Raw genomic sequence first — 19,817 nt, 5'->3', positions numbered from 1 at the left:
GAAGACATGGTTCAGACTTTTTTGGCGACGATAACGATTTTGAATTTTGGCGCGGCGTTGTCGTTTGGATGGCTGCCGAGCAAGCCGGCCACTCCGACGCCGAGCCCCAAAGTGGTTTTGGCGGCGGTGGCTAAGCCAGTGGAAGCGCCGCCGGCACCCAAAACCCATACGGTGGCGGCGGGTGACAGCTTGTCGATCATCGCGACGAGTGAGCAGCTGGAGACCTGGCGACCGTTGTGGAATGCCAACCCCGATGTGCAGGACCCTGATTTGATTTATGAAGGTCAGAAGTTGATTGTGCCGACTGGCCCGGTGCCCGACCGGCCCCTGCCGGAAGGCGTGGCGCTGCCACCGCCGGCGTCGGCGGCGGTGGCAGCGCCCGTGGCCCGTCGCAGCGTGGCGCCGGCCAATTATGCGGCTGGTGCCGACGGGATACTGGCGCGGGTACGGGCGCGTGAGTCGGGTGGTAATTACGCTACTAACACTGGCAACGGGTATTATGGTGCGTATCAGTTTAGCTTGGGCACATGGCAGGGCGTGGGAGGCTCAGGGCTGCCGTCGGACGCCAGCCCGGCCGAGCAGGATATGCGGGCGCAGATGCTGTATGACCGGCGCGGTTGCAGCCCGTGGCCTAGTACCTGCTACTAGGGCTTGTCGGCGGCGGGGAGCGTTACGAGGTCGAGATAAATGGCTTCGCCGTAGAGCTCCTTGCCGAGCTGGTGGGCTTGCGGGGTGAGGTCGGTAACTTGAAATGTATGGGTGCCGCCGCGCGAAAGCTGGTGGGCTAGCTCGCGGTGGCGCCCCAGATACTCGGTGAGTTTTTGGGGGATGAATTCGTCTTGGGAGATGACCGTGACGTGCTCCCCCATTTGCTCGCGGAATTGAGTCTTGAGATAGGGATAATGGGTGCAGCCTAAAATGAGGGTGTCGACGCCCCGCAATGGTTCCAGATATTGCGCCAGCACTTGTTCGGCCCACTGGGCACCGCCGTCTTCGATGAGCGGCACGAGGAGCGGTGCGGCTTGCCGAGTGATTTTGAGTGTGGGGCGCAGTTTGCGGAGTTCGCGGTCGAAGGCGCGGGAGGTGATGGTGCCGGTGGTGGCGATAACGCCAATGTGCCCACCGGCGCTGGCGGCAACGGCGGCTTCGGCAGCTGGGATGAGCACCCCAAGCACGCGCCGCTGAGGGTAGTGGGTCGGCAGGTAGTCGCGCTGGATGCGGCGTAGGGCCTCGGCCGAGGCAGTGTTGCAGGCAATAATAATCAGCCCGCAGTCTTGGGCAAACAGGTATTCGACGGACTGGCGGGTAAATTCGTAGATGGTTTGGGCGGAACGGTTGCCATAGGGTACGCGAGCGGTGTCGCCGAGGTAGAGGTAATCGTACTCGGGGAGCGCTTGGGTGAGGCTGTGGGTGATGATGAGGCCGCCGAGGCCCGAGTCGAAGATGCCGATTTTCATAACGGGTTTCATTATGCCAGGTTTTGACGATAAAGGTGAGGGTGTGTCAGAATAGGCGCGACATGGATATTGAATTAAGCAACCGCAAAGTAGTAGCCGTAGATGGCGGAACGGCCACCGGCAAGGGCCGGCTCATCGAGGAGCTGGCGATTTTGCTGCGTTCGAAGGGCGTGCCGGTGGTGCATGTGTCGACGGGGTCGATTTACCGGGCCGTGGCGTATGCGGCTCTGGAGGCGGCGGCCGATATGGTGGTGGGTCGGGCCGACATGACGCCGGAGCAGATCAACCATGCGGCGCTGGCGCTGGTGCGCGAGATGTCGGCCGACGAGTTTTTGAAGCTGGCGCGACAGCGGCAAATTGAGCTGCATGGTGGTGTGGTGTGGATCGACGGCGTGCCGGCCGAGGTGGACGAGCAGCTCAAGGGCCCGGGGGTGGGCACGGGGGCCTCGATCGCGGGATTGCACCTGCCGGTGCGCGAGTGGGAGACGGAATTGGTGCGGCGGCAAATTAACGAATTTGATGGTTTTGTGTTGATTGACGGTCGCGACATCGGCCACACCGTGGTGCCGGATGCGCCGCTGAAGCTGCTGCTGGTGGTGGCACCCGAGGTGGCGGCGCAGCGGTCGCGCGAGCATACGCTCGAAGAGATCGTGGAACGCGATGAGCGCGATCGTACGCGTGAGCACGGGGCATTGCGGCATCCGGGTGATCCGGGCGAGGGCGTGGTGGTGCTGGCGACCGACAAACACACCCCGGAGTCGTTGCGCGATGAGGTGTATGAGTTGATGTGCGGTGTGTTTGCGGATTTGCCCGCGGCGTGACGGAAAACTAATGCTTTGCGATGAGGACTGCGATTACTGCGGATATGAGCGATGTTACGACCGTAACCGCAATGGTCGAGAACCAAAACCGTCCGCTCTTGAGAATTCGATTGTCATATTCTTTCCCCGCATACTTCATTATTAGTTCTTCAAATTCTACCGTGCCGGTGTAAGTCAGAATCATTGCGTTGATTTTTGCTTTGTATCGATCATGCTGTAGGGCTTCATAAATCTGGTCGCCAATGGTTCCGTCAAGGGAAATGGCAGGAACCTTTTCTGAAACTTGCCGGTTAGTATTGCTCATGTTTAGCCTTCGGAAATATGTTTCTTTTCGTTTGACTCTCTTACGTTCTCTAGAATACCGATGGCATACTTGATTACTTCATAAGGGTCTTCACTTTGAATCTTCAGGAAGGCGCCCAGCTCGCGGAGTTGCTGGAGCGATCCATTGCTAAATTCGACTACGAGCTTCTCGCTTACGGTCCCGTCGTCCTTGGGCGTTTCTTCGATGTGAGATTCTGTTGGCATAATTTTATTGTAGTGAATCTAGCATAATTATTACAGCTCGACCGGTATCATATTGCTTGATAAGCAATATTTGGTTGACTTATTGCAGTTATCGGATGCGCTGTTCGGCATTCGTTCGCTGTTGTATCATGAGAACGTGAGCAGCATACTCCATCAGCCATTAGCGTTTGTCGATATTGAGACCACTGGCGGCAGCCATTTCAACAGCCGAGTGCTGGAGGTGGCGGTGATGCGGGTGGAGGGCGGTCGGGTGGTGGCGACGTACCAAACGCTGCTGCATCCGGACGCGGCGGTGCCGAGTTTTATCACGGGGCTCACGGGGATCACCGACGCGGATGTGGCGGAGTCGCCGCGGTTTGGGCAGATTGCGGATGAGTTGGCGGAGATCCTGGATGGTGCGGTGTTTGTGGCGCACAATGTGCGGTTTGATTATGCATTTTTGAAAATGGAATTTGAGCGGCTGGGAGCGGTGTTTCGGCCGCCGTTGCTGTGTACGGTGCGGCTGAGCCGGCGATTGTTCCCGCAGTTTAAGAGCCACAAGCTGGCGGCGTTGATTGAGCGGCATGGTTTGCGCGCGCCGGTGCGGCACCGGGCGTACGACGATGCGCATTGTTTGTGGCAATTTTGGCGATTGTGTTTGGCGGAATTTGATCTGGATACGGTGGAGGCGGCGGTGAAGGCGCAGCTGGGTACGCCGTCGGTGCCGAGCCAGCTTGATGCGGCTCAGGTGGCGGCGTTGCCCGAGGGGCCGGGGGTGTACGTTTTCGAGGATGGGGAGGGGGCGCCGCTGTACGTAGGCAAAAGCGTGACGGTGCGGCGGCGGGTGATGAATCATTTCGCCTCGGATTATGGCCGCGGGATGGAGATGAAGCTGGCGCAAACGGTGCGGCGGCTGCGCGCGGTGCCGACGCACGGCGAACTGAGTGCGCTGCTTCTGGAATCGGATATGATCAAGGATTTGCGGCCGCAGTACAATCGGATGCTGCGACAGCGCGAGCTGATGACCCTGGTGCTCGGGGTGGTGACGCCCGAAGGGTACGCGAGCGTGGAGCTGGCGGATGCGCGCGACATTACGCCCGAGGCGGCGGAGCGGCTGTTGGCGGTGTACGCGACGCAGGGTCGGGCTCGGCGTTCACTCCAGGCCCTCGTGGAGCGGTACCGGTTGTGCCCGAAAATGCTGGGGCTGGAGCGGACGTCCCGGGCGTGTTTTTTGCGCCAACTAGGCAAGTGTGATGGGGCCTGCGAGGGCGTGATGCCGGCGGCTGAGTACAACGAGCGGTTTGCGTATGCGTTTGAGCGTCAGAAGATTGCGACGTGGCCGTATGCCGGCCCGGTACTCATTCGGGAGCGTCATGACGCTCTGGAGGGCTCGGTGGGCTTTGTGGTGGACGGCTGGTGCTTGGTGGTGCGACTGCGGGAGCTGGAGGACGGCACGGTGGAGTCGGAGCCGGAGGTGCGGCGGTTTGATCTGGATCGGTACAAGATTATCCGGCAATTTCTGGAGAACCCGCGCAATCGGCGGGCAGTGACTCCCCTCTCGGCCGGGCAGGTGCGGGAGTTGGCGGCGGCGTAGGGCGGGAGTTGGATTAGGGCTTTCGGTAGACACTCTGGGGTGCTTGTGCTATATTTTTGAGGCTGGTGGCGCAAGCCGCCATTTTTCTTGCTTATGATATCGCTTGTTTCTCCATCTCGGATTGTTCATCATCTTCGTTCAGACAGCCTGTTTCGCAACTCATTTTTTTTGATGTTGAGCACGGCTGTGATGTCGGTGTTGGGCTTTGGTTTTTGGTGGTTGTGTGCGCGGCTGTTTACTCCCGACCAGATCGGCTACGGGACGGCCTTGATATCGGGCATGACGCTCATTTCGTATTTTAGTTTGTTGGGCGTGAACAGCGCCTTTATACGGTTTTTGCCCAAGAGCATTGAGCGCAACGAGGAGCTTAATACGGGTTTGTTGCTGGTGGCGGGGACGGCGGTGGTAATTTCGGCGGCGTACGTGGGGCTGTTGCCGTGGCTCGCGCCTCGGCTTGATTTTGTGCGTACGAATGCCTGGTTTGCGCTGGGTTTTGTGGTGCTGGCGGCGATGGCAGCCATAAATTTGCTGACCGACAGCGTGTTTATAGCGTATCGGGCAAGTCAGTATAATTTGCTGATCAACAGCATTATGAGCTTGGCCAAGTTGATGCTGCCGGTGGCGGTGATTGGGCTGGGCGCCTACGGAATTTTCTTCGCTTCGGGGGTGGCGGCGGTTTTGGCGCTGGGGCTGAGTGTGTACTATATGGTGAGGCGGTTTTCGTATCGGCCGGAGTGGCGGATTCATCGGGCGGTGGTGGGGCGGGTTTTTAGCTTTGCATCGGCGAATTATGTGGCAAATTGCCTGAATATTGCGCCGACGATGGCCCTGCCGCTGGTAGTGGTAAACCGGCTGGGGGCGGCCGAGGCGGGGTACTTTTACCTGGCGTTTATGGTGGCGAACTTGCTATACACTACGGCCTATTCGGTGGCGCAGTCGTTGTTTGCGGAGGGTTCGCATTCGGAGGAAGAGCTGGCGGTGTTGGTGCGCCGGGCCGTGACGATATTGGCGCTGATTATGGTGCCGGCATCGGCCTTACTGGCGCTGTGTTCGCCGTGGTTGCTCTTGGTGTTTGGTAAAACTTACAGTTTGGAAGCGAGCACCACGCTGGCGGTTTTGGCGCTGGCAGCGCCAGCGTTGGCTGTTTATACCGTGGCGGTGGTGTTGTTGCGGGTGCGCAAGCAGATTTATAGCATTATTGCGATGAACGTGGTGTTTGCGACGGTCATTATTGGGTTGGCGTTGGCCTGGACGGGGCGTGGGCTGGTGTGGGCGGCCTGGGCTTGGCTGGTGGGGCATATCGTGGCGGGTGGGTGCGGCATGGCCATGGCGGCTTGGGGGCCACGGCTGAGGCGGGGTAATCGCAAGCGGTAATGGTATTTTTGGGGGAACGTGAGATGATTAATTATTGCTACAAGGAGCCAAGACATGATGTTCGGTAGTGGGTGGCGCAAAATTTCGGTAGTGGGTATGAGCGTGCTCGTGGTGGCAGTGGCCTCGAGTGTGATTTTGAACGTATCGACGGATGATTTGGTGGGTGCGGCTGGTTGTACCCAGGGCTCGACTTTGAATATTGTGGCGCATGAAGACGACGATTTGTTGTTTATGAGTCCGGATTTATTGCACGACATCACCTCGGGTCGGTGTGTGCGGACGATATTTATGACGGCGGGTGATTCGGGTGCGCCGGCGTCGTATTGGCAGGGTCGGGAAAATGGGATGAAGGCGGCTTACGCCAAAATGGCTGGCAGAACGGGCCTCGGAACATGGAATATTTCGGATGCGGGCGTGCTCGGGATGCATGTACGGGCCTATACGCTGGTCGGCAAGCCTACGGTGTCTCTGGTGTTTTTGCGGCTGCCTGACGGTGGGATGGATGGAGCGGGCTTTAATACGCATAATTTTGAGAGTTTGCAAAAGTTATGGCTGGGATCGATTTCGTCGATCAGCGCGGTTGATGGGAGCGCAAGTTATAGCAAAGATACCTTGGTAGGGGCGCTGGCGGCGATGATGGCGAGCTTTGCGCCGGATCGGATTCATATTCAAGATTATAGCGGCGCCTTTGGGGACGGCGATCATGCCGACCACCACGCGTCGGCGTATTTTGCGCGGGCGGCTCATCAGCAGTACTCGCAGCCACATACCTTGACGGGCTACGAAGGTTACTTGGATTCGGCTAATCCGGCGAATGTGGCGCGTGGTGATCTGACGAAAAAATCTGAAGCCTTTTATGCGTATGCGAACTATGATCACGACGTCTGCAACAGTTTGCTGGCGTGTCGCAACGGTGAGTTTGAGGGTTGGCTGGCTCGCCAATATGCAGTGGGAACGGAATCTGGCGGGGGTACGGCTTCAAACTCGGTCCCCTCCCCTATCGGTGGCAACCTGGCGGGGTTGGCTCAGGTGACGGCGTCTTCGGAGGATCGATCGAGTGGCCAGTTGGCTATTCGGGCGATTGACGGCGTGATTGATGGTTATCCTGGCGATTACACCAAGGAATGGGCCACTGTTGGTGGCTCGGGCGGTAGCTGGATCAAGCTGACGTGGTCGTCGGCGCGTACGGTTGGCCGGATGGTGCTGTTTGACCGCCCAAATGCTGCCGATCAAGTAACCGCGGGAACTTTGGTTTTTAGTGACGGGTCGAAAGTGGCGGTGGGTACACTGAATAATGATGGGACAGCGACCACGGTAACTTTTTCGCCGCGGGTGGTAACAAGCGTGCAGTTTAATGTGACGGGTGTGGCGAATGGGACGGCTAATATTGGACTGGCCGAAATCCAGGTTTACTGATTGCCGGCTATGGCCTGCTTGAGGGCTTCGTAGGCGGGTTTCGGTGAGCCGTCGGCCCGAATGAGGCCGAAGAAGTTTTCGTTTGAGTCTGTCGATGTGCCCTCATCTCGGTAGCCGTACCAAAACAGTGGGCCGATCCAGGGAGCGTTGTGGGCGCTGCGAATAACGTCCGCGGCGATTTGGGCTTGGAATTCTTCGGTGACATGGTCGGGTGAGTCGTTGAGATGGTAATCCTGGGAGCTAGCTTCGGTGCTGGGACCGCCGGTGGGTGCGCCGTATTCCGTGACCCAGATTTGCTTGGCGTCGTCGCCACTTGCGGCCATGATTGAGCGCAGGCTAATGGCCGTGAAGCCCATTTGAGACCAGGCGTTCCAGGTGATGTTGTACGAGGCGGGTACGGGGTAGGAATAGGGGTGGTAGCCGATGGCGTCGAAATATGGTTTGGCCCCAGCGGCATACATAGCCCGGAGGTAATCGAGCTGCGGAATGCCGTCGGCGTTGCTGCTGGAGGCGAGCCCGCCAGATATGACGGTGGCAGAGGCGTCGATTTGTTTGATGCTGGTGTAGGCGGCCTTGAGGAATTGAACGTAATCGGCGGCATTGGCGGCTGGTTCCCAGGCGCCCTGGCTATTTTCTTCGTTCCAAATTTCCCAGTGATGAATGCCGAGGGGGGCGTAGTGCCGGGCGGTTTCGCGGGCAAAATTGGCGTATTGGGCGGGATCGGCGGGGGCGCAGCGAGGATTTGAGCCACAGGCGGGAAGGCGGGCCCAGGGTGCGGTGTAGGTGAGAATTGGCAAGAGACGCAGGCCGCGGGCATTGGCGGCTGCGACGACTTTGTCGTGCTGCGACCACGAAAAACTCGCCGCGTTGCTGGGCTGGAGGTCGTTCCAGTCGAAATCGAGGCGAATCCAAGCGATGCCAAGGGCCTTGAAGTCATCGAGTCGCCGGGCAAGCTCATCGGCGGGTAGTCCGGGTAGGGTGTTGCCCACGGCGATGCCGTAGCCCTTGAGTGGCCCTGGGGTAGGCGCGGGGCCGGACATGGCCTTGGGCTCAGCGATGGACTGTTTGGCCGCTGGGGCGGTGGAGGGGCTTGGTCGAACGGTAGAGGCGGCTCCGGCGATGTCAGCGGCGTTGTGCGGCTGGCTGGGAGTGTGGTGGGGTTGATAGAAATCGGTGAGGTAAATCAACGTCGAGCTAAAGGTGAAGATGGCTAAAGCTACCAGCGTTCCTGAGGTGAACCATGGACGCTTGAGGGGTTTTTGAAGGAGATGGTCGAGTTTTTTGAGCGGCTTTATGGCACATTCCTATCTGACACTAAGCCAATGGTATGGTATATAACGCCTATGGTCAAAGCGGCGTTGCGGATGGTTCGGTGGCATCGCGATAGATGGTTTCGAGCTGGTCGATGTGGCGAGTAATTGAAAACCGCTGAGCAGACTGGGCGGCTTCGGCGGCTAGTTTGGGTAGGAGGCCTGGGGTTTGAAAGAGCTGTACGATGGCCGCTGCCAGGCGGTTCGCGTCGGCTGGGGGCACGACGAGTCCGGTGTGAGCGTGCGTGACAAGTTCTGGGAGTGAGCCTAGGTCGGTGGCGATGACGGGTCGGCCGGTAGCCATAGCCTCGACTGCCACCAGCCCGAAGGCCTCGGGGCAAATTGAGGGTATGACGAGCGCCGAGGACCTGAGGTACTCATTGCGAATGTGACTGGGCTGGATCCAGCCGCAAAATTCGGTTTGGTGGGCGATGCCCAAATCGATGGCCGCTTGCCGGAGGGCTGGCAGTTGGGGGCCGGTGCCGACGATACGGAGTTTGAGCAGGGGAAGGACGGGTGTTGCCTGCGCAAACGCTTGGAGTAGGTAGTTGATTCCTTTGAGCGGTTCGATGCGGCCTACGAACAGGAGGGTTGGGCTGGGGGGCAGGGCGTGGGCGGATGGTAGCTTGATACCATTTGGTACGACGGTCATCGGTACGCCAGGGAAGTCGGTGTGGGTGGTGCGACGCATATAGCGGCTCGGAGCCATAACGTGGCGCAAGCGCTTGAGCCCGAGCCGGTAGATGGGTCGTTGTACAAACCTAAAGTACTGGTATTTGAGGAATCCGGTGAAGGTGAGATGAGCGGTGTCAAAATCCTGATTTTTGAAATCGCTGGCGCCGAGGAACCATGGGAGCAAGCTCAGGGTGAACTCCTCGGGTCCGTGGATGGTCATGACGGCGGGGACGCGGCCGGCGGCAAAGAGTATCGAGGGGCTGCATGAACCGAGGGTGTGGAAGTGAATGACATCGGGCTGGAAGTCACGGATAGCGGCCTTGAGTGCTCGGTATGACCGCACGTAGAAGAGGTGATGGAGGGCTTTGAGCGGCGAGTGGAGAGGGATGGTGCGAAACGTGTAGTCGGAAAATAAATCATGCTTGGGGTCATCGGCGGACAGAATTTTGACTTGATGCCCTCGCGCCAGAAGCTCAGAGCGTGTGAGCATTAAGCTATTTTCAGCTCCGCCTCCGACGTAGCCTTGACTGATGACCATAAGTATTTTCATCGATATATCCGGGTGGTTTGGCTGGAGTATAGCAAGTCTTTTTGATCGTCCAGGAACTGGAGCGGGTATTGGTAAGTGATGACGTCGCCGTCGACCGATAGCAGGGCCTGCTGCTTCGTAACATTGGTGTATCCCAGGAATACGTAGGCGTTACGTTTGATGAGGCCGGGATACAATCCGCCTTTGAGGCTCAGCGAGGTGAAGCTTTGGATTTTGGCATAGGTGGGCTGGTCGGCGTAGATGCCGGAGCCGCCATTGCCCCGGTGATAGAAGATGGTGTTGGTGCTTTCAAGCCAATCGGCGGCGCGTTCTTCGCTGGCATGGGGGTAGTAGAGGTCGTAATATTTGCCGCTGTTGGCAAGGTGTAGTTGGCCGGGGTAGCCTCCGAGCAGGGTGGTGAAAACCCCGGTGGACGAGAGCAGAAACGCGATGGCTAGCGCGGACGGGATGATCTGTCGAGCTCGGCGGTAGCGTGCGGGAACGAGGGCGATGGTGGCTAGCGCAATGGCGCTGCCAGACACCAGCAACATTTGCTGGAAGGCGCGCAGGAGGCCGTATTCGGCTGAGATGACCGGGAGGAGAACGATCATGGCAAGAATGCAGATGGTGGAAAGCGCAAAGAGCTGGTATTCGGTGTAGTGCCGCCGGGTGATATGGCCGGCGAATCGGTAGCCTATAAATAGGAGCAAGATGCCGACGATCAGGACGAGTTGCAGGAGGGCGGCCGAGCTTTGGCGGATGAGGGCGTTGAGAGCGGGAACATTGATGCCGGCAGCTGATAGGCGCTGGCCGATCGGTGTGAGGGCGAGATTTTCGTCGGTGGCGGCTTTTACGGGGTATGGTGCGTAAGTTTGGGTCGGATAGAGGGTGGCGGGATCGGCTTTGGCTCGGTCCTGGGGTACGGATTGCTGGAGGTAGCCGTCGAGGCGCTGTTGGGTGGTGGCGTGGGTTTTGGCGAGTAGGCTGTAGCTGGTATCGCTGGAGCGGTTCTCCCCCGCTATGCCGGTGCGAATGCTTTGGACGGTACCGAGGGCGACGCGGGCGAGGTTGCCGCCGGTGCCCGTGAGCTGGATGCTCCAGATATAACTGCTTGCGAGAAGCATGGCGATTACCCACAGGCTGATTGGAGAGGGCTTGGGTTTGCGCCAGCGGGCGAGAAATAGGTGTAGGCGCTGACGAGAGGAATCAAGGTGGTTGGTGATGAATTTGAGGCTGGTGCTGAGTGCGAGGAAGATTGCAAACATGGCGATCATGGTATAGGTGGTGGAGTAATGTGACAGCACTACGCCGAGGCTGAGTGTCGCAATGAGCCAGCGTTTTTGGCCGAGGCGCCAATCGGCATTGAAGATGGTGAGAAAGATAAGCCCCAGGAATACGAAGGCGATTTCTTGGCGGTTGAGCATCGGCATATCGCCAAAGAAGGTGGGAAAGGCCATGAAGTAAATTGCCGCCAACAGGCTTACAAGACGCGAGGCGTAGTTTCGGGCTATGAGGTACACCATGCCGGGTACGAGGGCAAAGATCATCTGGAAGACGATTTTGTAGACATATCCCTCGTTGATACCGGTTATTTGGTGAACAATAGTAGGTAGTACGGTGATGCTCAAACAGGCGTTGTAGGCGTCGCGCAAGTTGGCCATGTTCCAGCTGAGATGGTTGAGTGTGAGGAGAAACACATGATATTCGGCCTGGACGTCGTGCCCGGTGGTGGTCCAGCCGCGCAGGCTGGTCATGAAAAGGAGAGCGAGCGCGGTGCCATAGAGCGCGAGCACGAGGGCGTTTTCGCTGAATTGGCTGCGACGGGTGACGAGGTATCCGAGGTAGGCGGCCAGGTAGAGGAGCAGGCCGACGGTGAAGAGATTGGTGCCGTGGTTGTTGAGGCTGTTGGCGCCCAGGATGGCGAGGGCTACGGGGATTAGTGCGCCCAGTGTGAGGAGCCAGGGTGGGTTTGGTATGGCTTGGGGTAGGGAGATTCGTTGTGATGGCAGGCCTGCGCGATGGCGCCAGAGGGCGCCCGCGAGCAGGGCGCTCCAGGCGATATCGGTTCCGATCATCAGGTTGGGGGCATCGAGGGGGTGCGGGTTGCCAAGTAGCATGAGGGTGGTGTTGATGAGGAGCGTCGTGAGCATGGTGGCGAGGGTGCTAAAGCCGACAATGAAGCCAACGTATTCACCGTGGCTGGGGGTTTTGAGGCGGATGATTTGGGCAATGAACCAACCGGGAGCCAAAAATAACCAGGCAAACCCAAGCACGGCCTTGATGGGGTCGAAGTATGGGATGGTGAACACGAGAATATTGAGGACGACGGCGAGGGTGATGAGTAGCGGAAGGAGCCAGATGGTGCGAATGGAGCGCAGCTTCATTGGGCGGTCTCGGTTTTGGCGGCGGGGGCGGGATGGTGAGCGGAGAGGGCGGCATAGAGGGTATCGAGCTGGGTGGCGGCTTGGTCCCAGCTGAGGCGCTTGGCTTTGGCTTGGCCGCGTCGGCTGAGGGTTTGCCAGAGCGTTGGGTTATCCGCGAGCTGCAGAATACCGTCGCGGAAGGCGGTGGCGGTTTTGTCTACGATGAGTCCGTCGTCGCCGAGCGTATCGATGAGCCCGGGAATGCGCGAGCCGATGACGGGAGTGCCGCTTGCCATGGCCTCGAGTGCCACGAGCGGCTGAATTTCATAGTCTGAGGCTATGAGAACCATCTGGGCTTGACGGTAATAGGCGGGTAGTTCGGCTTTGGTTTTGTAGCCGGCCATGGTGATGTGGGCGTGAGGGTGGGGGCTGGCGGCAATGATTTGGGCTAGGTTTTGCTCGAGCGGACCATTGCCGACGATCTGGAGCTCGACGGGGCGCCCCAGGTTTTTGGTGGCTTCGATGAGCAGGCCCACGTTTTTTTCCCACGAGAGCCGGCCCACGTAGAGGAGCCGGAGGGGGCGTTTGGAATCGGGTTTGAAGCCGGTTTTGGGGGTGAAGAATTCGGGGCCGACGCCGTTGGATACGATGGCGAGGCGATGGAGGCGATAAGCATCAACGAGAAACTGGCGATAGGTGGGAGAAATGGCGATGACGAGCTCGGCTCTTCGGAGTAAGGGTCCGAGGCTGAACTTTTTGTAGATGGGCAAGATTTTGCCGGCGAGACCGGAGGCGCCGACGTCTTGGTGAAAGTGGAGCACGAGCGGGATGCGGCGGAGGCGGCTGACGAGGTAGGCGATTTCGGGCGTGTAGGCTTGAGCGACGTGGACGTGGATGATGCTGGGGTGTTTTACGGTCATGAGCTGCCAAAAGAGGCTCCAGATGATGGGGGTGTGAGCGATTTCGAGGCTGGGTAGCCGATGGACGGTGCAGCCTGATTCTTGGGTGCGTCCGGCGGGGGCAGCGATGTTTGAGGTGAATATTTCGACGTGGTGTCCCAGGGCTGCGAGCTGGTGCGAGATTTCGCGGGCAGCGTTTTCCATCCCGCCGGTATGGGGCGGGTAGTAGGAGACGACCTGAACGATGGTTTGGGGATGCTGGTCGAGTACGGCGATGGCGATGGCTTCGAATCGTTGGGCTTGGTGCTGCCAGCTAAAGTTGGCGGCAACGGTTTCGGCGCCGCGTCGGCCGAGGCGTGCGGCGTAGGCGTCGTCGCCCAGGATGCGCAGGAGCGAGCTGGTGAGCTCGGGAACGGACGATGCGGCCACGAGCTCGCCGGTGCGGCCGTGCTCGACGACAGCCGGGATTCCGCCGATGCGGGAGCCAATCACGGGCGTGCCGCAGGCTTGGGCCTCGAGGAGTACCATGCCGAAGCCCTCGGAGGCATTGACGGATGGCAATACGGCCACATCGGCGCCGGCGAAATAGCGCGGCAGGGCTTCGTCGCTGACGCGGCCAGCGAAGGTGACGCGAGAGCTGAGGCCGAGGCTATTGGCTTGCTGTTGATACCCGGCTGTGCCGTCGCCCTCCCCTACCACGACTAGATGGAGGTTGGCTTCGTGAGACAAGGCCCGGGCGAATGATTGGAGCAGTATATTCAGGCCTTTGTGCGCGTGGGATTTTTTGAGCGAGGCCACGAAGAGCACAATCTTTTGGCCGGCGTGACGCTGGTGCAGCCAGGTTTTGTCGATGCCGGAGTGATAGGCGGCGATATCGACGCCCGGGGGCACGACAGCGATTTTGCCGCGATGGGCGGCGAGGTAGGGCGAGAGGTCGGCATAGTATTGGGAGGTGGTGATGATGCGGGTGGCCAGGCGGAGCGTACGCCGGCCTAGCAGTGCGTAGTAGAGCTTGGTGAATACCAGGCCGAGGAGGCTCGATTTGGCGAGATCATTGTGGTACGTGAGAATGGTGGGGATTTGTCCGGCGGCACGCACCGCCATGTCGGCGATGAACGGTACGGGCGTGTGGGCATTGACGAGGTCTGGTTGCTCGGTGTGAATGATGGTACGCAGCTGAAAATACCATCCCAGGCCGATTGGCGTGTTGCTGAGTTTGGCGGTGATGGGTAGGCGGATAATGCGCAATCCGTTGATGGTTTCGTGGACGCGGTGGTTGCCCCGGTGGTTTGCGGTGACGACGACGATGTCGTGTCCGGCCTCATGAAGCTCCTTGGCGAGGTTGAGGGCGTAATTTTCGAGTCCGCCGAGGGCGGGCGCAAAGTAGGGTGTGACGACAAGAATTTTCATTAGTGCGCAAACACCTTCTCGATGCTTTTGGCTACGGTGTTCCAGTCGTATTGTTCGATGTTTTGCGTGGGGTGCAGGGTGGTTTGCTGGTCGAGCGCAAGCAGGATTTTTTGGGCGATGCTGTCGGGTGAGAGGTCAGTGAGGTAGCCGTTGACGCCTTCGATGATGAGCTCGCGGCCGGCGTTGTCGGGGTGGTTGGTGGTGACGACGGGGATGCCGTTGGCGTTGGCCTCGACTACTACGAGGCTGAAGCCTTCGCGGATCGAGGGTAGCACGAAGACTTTGGAGGCCTTCATGAGGCCGTAAAGCTCTGAGTGCAGGGGCACAAAAGGGCTGATGCGGACGTTTTCGGCGAGGCCGAGTTTGTGGATGAGGGCTTCGAGCCGGGGGCTTTCGGGCCCGTTGCCGATGATGCGGCAGAGGATTTCGGGGTTGGTTTTTTGGACCTTGGCCATGGCGTGGACGAGTAGGTCGACGTTTTTGTGCGGGAGGAGGCGCCCCACGAAAATAACGTCGCTCGTGCTCACTGACGGCTGGATGGAGTAAATGGCTTCGAGGTCGACGCCGAGCGGGATGGTGATGATTTGGGGTCGGGTGCCGTTTTGGCGCAGGCGTCGGGTGGTGTGCTGGGAGTTGGAGATGATGAGGTCGGGTAGCGCGGTGGCGAGGCGCTCGACGGCCCAGGCAATGGTGCCAGGGATTGTGCCGATATAGGTCGTCCAGGCGGTCCGGTCGGTGACTTCATGCCAGGTGGCGTAGAGTTTTTTGCCGCGCAGCCAGCAGACGATTCTGGCGCTATATAGCGGAAAGAACGGCATGGAGTCGACGTCGAGAGTGTCAAATTTTTGGAACAGCAACTTGAAGGTGGCGAACCCAAACATGAGCGCCTCACGAAACGAGCGCCGGCTGTGGCGGTACAGGGGATGGAGCCGGCTGATGGCGTGGAGGTGGATGCCGTCTTCGATGATGGTTTTGGGACCGTCCCACCACTTCATGGTGTAGATGTGGACTTCGCGGCCGGGTTTGACGAGGCGTTTGGTGATTTCGGCCAGGCGGGTTTCTTTGCCACCCATATTGTAGGGATAGATAGTGTCGGAGACGAAGGCGACGCGTTCGACAGTGGAGGCCGGCCGCCAGAAGAAGTTGCGCAGATACATGGCCAGAATGCGCGCGCCGTCGCGGATGGGCCGCAGGCTAGAGCTGCCCGACCGCGAGTGGTAGCTGATGGGTACCGAGTAGATTTCCTCGCCGAGTTTGGCCATTTTGGTGATCATTTCCATCTCGATGGCAAAACCTTGGGATGTGAGGTGAGGACGGAGCCGCTCGATGGCATGGCGGTCCCAGGCGAAATAGCCGGTGAGCACATCAGTGACGTTGACGCGATAGAGGTAGCGCACGAGGTGCGAAAAGATCCAGTTGCCAAGGCGGTTGAAGGTTGTCATGGAGCCGCTCGTGATGCGGCCGCCGAGTCGCGAGCCGATGACAACGTTGCAGAAGCCGGAGTTGATGGGTTCGAGTAGCCGGATGATTTCGGCGGGGTTGTAGGTGAAGTCGCCGTCGAGCATCACGACGTAGTCGGTGTCTTTGGTGACGCGGTGGAAGCCGGTGCGGATGGCATGTCCCTTGCCTTGGCGGGTTTCATGGATCACTTGGGCGCCGGCGGCTCGGGCGACGGCGGCGGTTTGGTCGGAGCTGTTGTTGTTGATGACGACGACTTTGAGGGCGTAGCCGTGGGCCTTCATCTGCTGGACGGGGAAGCCGGTGACGACGCCGGTGATGCTTTCGGCTTCGTTGTAGCAGGGTATGAGAACGGTAACTTTCTTGAGCGGCTGTTTCACGATGGTTGCTCGGTCCAGAAGTGAATCGACTGGCCAGTGTTGAGAAGCTTGACGGTGATCATAGTGCGCGTCTTTGTGCCTGCGATGACGAGGGATTGATTGACCGGCGAGGTTGCAAAGTTGTTTAGCGTGATGGTGCCGGTGGCGATTTGTTGGTCATCGCGGTAGATCGCGTAGGGATAGGCGGTGGTGCGGCCTTCGAGATTGTGTACGGTAAATTCGATGATGCGAGATTGGCTGGCCGGGGCGGTTTTGGCGAGCTTGTCGGGGTGGGTGAAATACAGCTCGGTGTAAGCTTCGGGCTGTTGGGCGGTGGCAAGGGTGAGGGTGCGGCTGTGGCTGAAGGCGGCGTAGGCGGCAATGCCCGCGGCGGCCAGGGCCAGGATTGCGAAGCGCAATGTGGCGTGACGAAGCGGGTGGAAGAGACCGGATTGGCGACTGCTATCGGGGGTTTCCATCTTTGAATTTGGTTACGGTCACAATAAAAGACCTCGAGAAGTAACGCCTTGGGGCCGGTGTTATTCCGAGATTCAATTTGATGCTATCACGGCACTTTACTTTTTACGAGACTTTTTTCATTATTTGTTAATAAAAATCTGTTTTTGGCGAAATGGTGGGCTGTGTGTGCGGTATCAGGTATGATGGGGGGTATGAATGTTTTCGGATCATTGCTGTCGGCTGTGAAGTATCCGCTGCTTGTATTGCTGGCCGGCGTGGTGCTAGCGGCAATGGTAGGCGGACCGGGCGAGGCGGTGCTCGTGGCGGTGCTGGCGGTACTGGAGATTTCGCTGTCGTTTGACAATGCCGTGATTAACGCCACGGTATTGCGGCGGCTTAACGCGTTTTGGCAGCGGATGTTTATGACTGTGGGTATGGTGATCGCGGTGGTGGGTATGCGGCTGGTGTTTCCGGTGGTGATCGTGGCGGTGACGGCTGGTTTGGGGTTTGGGGCCGTGATCGATTTGATCTTGAATCACCCTTCGGAGTACGCGGTGCGGTTGGCGGATGCGCATCCGGCTATCGCGGCCTTTGGTGGAATTTTTTTGCTCATGATTTTTCTGGATTTTTTGCTCGATGAAGCCAAGCGGGTGCATTGGCTGGCCGTGATTGAGGCGCCGCTCGCCAGTGGTGGCCGGCTGAAGACGCTATCGAGTTTATTGGCGCTGCTGGCGCTGATTGTGGTGAGTCATACGTGGGGTGCGGCAGAGTCGCAGCGGGTGATGATGGCCGGGGTGACGGGGTTGGCGACGTACCTGGCTGTGCGAGGGTTTAGCGAGTTGTTTGAGCAGTTTGGGGGGGTGCGGCCAGATGGTTCTTCGGCGCATGCGGCCAAAGCGACGGTGGGGCTGGCCGGCCGGGCGGCGTTGTTTTTGTTTTTGTATCTGGAGGTGCTCGACGCATCGTTCTCGTTTGACGGCGTGATCGGGGCGTTTGCGATTACGAGTAATGTGCTGACGATCGCGATTGGCCTCGGGGTGGGGGCGTTCTTTGTGCGGGAGCTGACGGTGTGGCTGGTGCGCCACGATACGCTAGGTGAGTTTATTTATCTGGAGCACGGAGCGCACTATGCTTTGGGGGCGCTAGCGGTACTGATGGCGGCTAGCTTGCGATACGACGTGCCGGAGGTAATTACGGGTTTGACCGGGGCGATTTTCATCGGCCTGGCGGTGATGTCGAGTTTGCAGGCCCGGGGACGGCGGCACGCTTAGGCTGCTGCTAGGCTTAGAGTAGCTTGGAGATGAGACCGGCAAGCTGGCTTGGTACGATGTCGGCTTTGATGATGTAGCCGTCGGCCTGGGCCTTGAGGGCTTCTTGGCTGGTTTTGTCTTGGGCGAGATTGGTGAGGATGACGATTTTGGTTTGGGCGCTGCCTTTGCCGTCTTCGCCGCGCAGGGCATTGAGTACTTCGATGCCGGTTTTTTCGGGCATCATGATGTCGAGCAAAATGAGATCGTAATGTTTGGTCCGGGCTTTTTGGAGGCCTTCGGTGCCGTTGTAGGCAAATTCTATCTGGAAGCCTTCACGCTCCAAGACTCGGGAGTACATCTCGGCGATCGGTTTGTCATCTTCAACGAACAGGATGGTTTTTGATCCAGCCATGGGCTCCTCGGGTGATTGTGGTTTCATTATCATTATGGCTAGATTGGGTGCGCGTGGCAACTGCTTGGCGGGGCAGGATAAAGGTAAATGTACTCCCCTCTCCTTCTTTCGATTCCACGACGATGCTGCCGCCATGGGCCTCCACGATAGATCGACAGATGTAGAGGCCCAACCCAGTGCCGTGGGTGGGTGCCTTGAGTTCGTCAACGCGATAAAATTTGGTGAATAGCCGGGGCAGGGCGCGCGCGGGAATACCGGTGCCGTTGTCGGTGACGGTGGTTTCGATGCTGGTGCGGCGCGGCGTGACCTCGATGTCGATGGTGCCGGAGGCCGATGTGGTGTGCTCGATGGCGTTGGACACGAGGTTGTCGATGACCTCGCGCAGGGCGGAGGCGTCCCCCATTACGAGCAGGGGTTGCTTGGGTACGGTGAGGGTGAGACGGCGGTGTTGCTGGAGGGCGCGCTCTTGCAGTGCGGGCTCGGTGTTTAGTATGAACGTACGGAAGTCGATAAGTTCGGGCTGATAGCTGAGCTCGCCGTGTTCGATGCGTGAAACATTCAGCAGGTTGTGCATGAGGCTGCCGAGCTGGCCGGCGCTGATAATGGCTTGAGCTAGAAAGGCTTGCTGGGTTTTGGTGAGGCCCTTGGCTTCGGTGCGAAGGATGTCGAGATAGCCTTTGATTTCGGTGAGTGGCGTGCGTAGTTCGTGTGCCGCTAGAGCCACAAAATCGATCTTCATCTCTTCGAGCTGGTGAGATTTGGTGAGGTCATGGAAGGTGACGAGGGCGGCGATGCCGTTGGGGTCGTCTTTGATCACCACCGCCTGCACGTCGACGTAGAGGCTGTGGCCGTCGGCGCGGTAGAGCTCAAGGCTTTTCCACTCCCCTACTTTGTGCTCGGCGCCACTGCCCGACGCGAGCCAGCGGGTCATGACGAGCTCGCCGTTTTGGCGGAACGGCATCACCTTTTCGGCGAGCTGTCCGGCGACTTCACGGATGGTGCGCCCGGTGAGTTCGCAGGCGGCTTTGTTAAACAAGATGATGCGGCCGCTGCGATCAAGCGCGAAGACGCCGTCGGTCATGGAGTTGAGCACGCTGCGCAATTTGCCGCGTTCGGATTCGATGACGGCGGTCTCGCTGGCGGCTTCGGATAAGGTATCTTGGAGTTTGGTGGCGACTTTGTCGAGGGCATGGCCGATTTCGGCGAATTCGCCGTTGCCGGCGTCATCGAATTGGCGGGCAAATTCGCCGGCGGCGAGCTTGGTGGTGGCATGGTGAATGCGGCGAATGGGCCGGGCGAGGAGTTCGGCGAAAATGAAGCTGAGGATCACTGCCGGGATCACGCCGACCATGATAACCGGTAGCACGAAGGTGTTGAAGTCGAGAAAGAGGAAATTGAGCGTGGCGCTCTGCGTGTAGACGTACCAGACGGCTCCCACGATGAGTGCCGGTACCAGCGAAACGATAAAGAAAAGCGCCAGTGTGCGGCGTTTGAAGCGTTCAGATCCCACGCAATAATTCTAAT

Annotated in this window: 16 protein-coding genes and 2 pseudogenes; 7 read left to right on the top strand and 11 right to left on the bottom strand. The window is 58.9% G+C overall.

All coding sequences use genetic code 11. From position 1 onward, the window contains the following. The first annotated feature begins 6 nt into the window (after window positions 1–6). Together VMT30_08190 and VMT30_08185 are read left to right on the top strand one after the other, a co-directional pair. Window positions 7–291 (top strand): annotated as a pseudogene (locus tag VMT30_08190) (LysM domain-containing protein). Between the two features lie 138 nt (window positions 292–429). Beyond that, window positions 430–648: pseudogene (locus VMT30_08185) on the top strand (transglycosylase family protein). Here the strand turns inward: VMT30_08185 and murI are convergent. After that, window positions 645–1,457, bottom strand: a complete 813-nt coding sequence (gene murI, locus VMT30_08180; GenBank protein ID HVQ44905.1) for a glutamate racemase — start codon at window positions 1,455–1,457, stop codon at window positions 645–647. The pseudogene VMT30_08185 and the gene murI sit on opposite strands and share 4 nt — an antisense overlap. A 62-nt stretch (window positions 1,458–1,519) precedes the next feature. Between murI and VMT30_08175 the strand changes: the two genes are divergently transcribed. Next, window positions 1,520–2,278 carry a (d)CMP kinase gene (locus VMT30_08175; GenBank protein HVQ44904.1) on the top strand — a complete coding sequence of 253 codons (759 nt, stop codon included), beginning with the start codon at window positions 1,520–1,522 and terminating at the stop codon, window positions 2,276–2,278. Window positions 2,279–2,285: 7 nt separating this feature from the next. On the opposite strand, the gene VMT30_08170 is transcribed toward VMT30_08175, so the two are convergent. Further along, entirely contained in the window at window positions 2,286–2,582 is a 297-nt protein-coding gene (locus VMT30_08170) for a hypothetical protein (GenBank protein HVQ44903.1), read from the bottom strand. 2 nt (window positions 2,583–2,584) lie between these two features. Next, on the bottom strand, window positions 2,585–2,806 hold the full coding sequence (locus VMT30_08165; GenBank protein ID HVQ44902.1) for a hypothetical protein: 222 nt from the start codon (window positions 2,804–2,806) through the stop codon (window positions 2,585–2,587). Window positions 2,807–2,942: 136 nt separating this feature from the next. Between VMT30_08165 and VMT30_08160 the strand changes: the two genes are divergently transcribed. The 3 genes from VMT30_08160 to VMT30_08150 all read left to right on the top strand — a co-directional run bounded on the left by VMT30_08160 (window position 2,943) and on the right by VMT30_08150 (window position 7,169). Beyond that, window positions 2,943–4,379, top strand: coding sequence for an exonuclease domain-containing protein (locus VMT30_08160; GenBank protein ID HVQ44901.1), 1,437 nt, complete (start codon window positions 2,943–2,945; stop codon window positions 4,377–4,379). Between the two features lie 189 nt (window positions 4,380–4,568). Further along, complete coding sequence (locus VMT30_08155) at window positions 4,569–5,753, top strand: oligosaccharide flippase family protein (protein ID HVQ44900.1); 1,185 nt, start codon at window positions 4,569–4,571, stop codon at window positions 5,751–5,753. 54 nt (window positions 5,754–5,807) lie between these two features. Then, on the top strand, window positions 5,808–7,169 hold the full coding sequence (locus VMT30_08150) for a PIG-L family deacetylase (protein ID HVQ44899.1): 1,362 nt from the start codon (window positions 5,808–5,810) through the stop codon (window positions 7,167–7,169). Here VMT30_08150 and VMT30_08145 read toward each other — a convergent pair. The 6 genes from VMT30_08145 to VMT30_08120 all read right to left on the bottom strand — a co-directional run bounded on the left by VMT30_08145 (window position 7,163) and on the right by VMT30_08120 (window position 16,651). Next, window positions 7,163–8,356: a beta-xylosidase gene (locus tag VMT30_08145; GenBank protein HVQ44898.1), complete on the bottom strand. Its 1,194-nt coding sequence runs from the start codon at window positions 8,354–8,356 to the stop codon at window positions 7,163–7,165. The two genes, VMT30_08150 and VMT30_08145, sit on opposite strands and share 7 nt — an antisense overlap. Before the next feature lie 160 nt (window positions 8,357–8,516). Then, entirely contained in the window at window positions 8,517–9,692 is a 1,176-nt protein-coding gene (locus VMT30_08140; GenBank protein HVQ44897.1) for a glycosyltransferase family 4 protein, read from the bottom strand. A gap of 8 nt (window positions 9,693–9,700) precedes the next feature. Next, a complete protein-coding gene (locus VMT30_08135; protein ID HVQ44896.1) occupies window positions 9,701–12,067 on the bottom strand; it encodes a DUF2206 domain-containing protein in 2,367 nt (788 codons plus the stop codon). Further along, window positions 12,064–14,355 (bottom strand): glycosyltransferase family 4 protein, encoded by a 2,292-nt coding sequence (locus tag VMT30_08130; protein HVQ44895.1) that lies wholly within the window; start codon window positions 14,353–14,355, stop codon window positions 12,064–12,066. Before VMT30_08130 ends, VMT30_08135 begins: the two co-directional genes overlap by 4 nt. Next, entirely contained in the window at window positions 14,355–16,193 is a 1,839-nt protein-coding gene (locus VMT30_08125; GenBank protein ID HVQ44894.1) for a glycosyltransferase, read from the bottom strand. Before VMT30_08125 ends, VMT30_08130 begins: the two co-directional genes overlap by 1 nt. Beyond that, window positions 16,190–16,651: a hypothetical protein gene (locus VMT30_08120; GenBank protein ID HVQ44893.1), complete on the bottom strand. Its 462-nt coding sequence runs from the start codon at window positions 16,649–16,651 to the stop codon at window positions 16,190–16,192. Before VMT30_08120 ends, VMT30_08125 begins: the two co-directional genes overlap by 4 nt. Before the next feature lie 192 nt (window positions 16,652–16,843). Here VMT30_08120 and VMT30_08115 point away from each other — a divergent pair, with 192 nt between their 5' ends. Continuing rightward, on the top strand, window positions 16,844–17,902 hold the full coding sequence (locus tag VMT30_08115; GenBank protein ID HVQ44892.1) for a DUF475 domain-containing protein: 1,059 nt from the start codon (window positions 16,844–16,846) through the stop codon (window positions 17,900–17,902). A gap of 13 nt (window positions 17,903–17,915) precedes the next feature. Here VMT30_08115 and VMT30_08110 read toward each other — a convergent pair whose 3' ends face one another. Beyond that, window positions 17,916–18,293 carry a response regulator gene (locus tag VMT30_08110; protein HVQ44891.1) on the bottom strand — a complete coding sequence of 126 codons (378 nt, stop codon included), beginning with the start codon at window positions 18,291–18,293 and terminating at the stop codon, window positions 17,916–17,918. Then, the gene (locus VMT30_08105) at window positions 18,262–19,803 is read right to left on the bottom strand and encodes an ATP-binding protein (GenBank protein HVQ44890.1); all 1,542 of its coding nucleotides are present in this window, start codon (window positions 19,801–19,803) and stop codon (window positions 18,262–18,264) included. The genes VMT30_08110 and VMT30_08105 overlap by 32 nt, the downstream gene beginning before the upstream one ends. Window positions 19,804–19,817 lie beyond the last annotated feature (14 nt).

This window comes from Candidatus Saccharimonadia bacterium, assembly GCA_035544015.1.
In the GTDB taxonomy this organism is placed as follows: domain Bacteria; phylum Patescibacteriota; class Saccharimonadia; order UBA4664; family UBA4664; genus UBA5169.
This window is presented reverse-complemented; position numbering and strand designations above follow the sequence as displayed.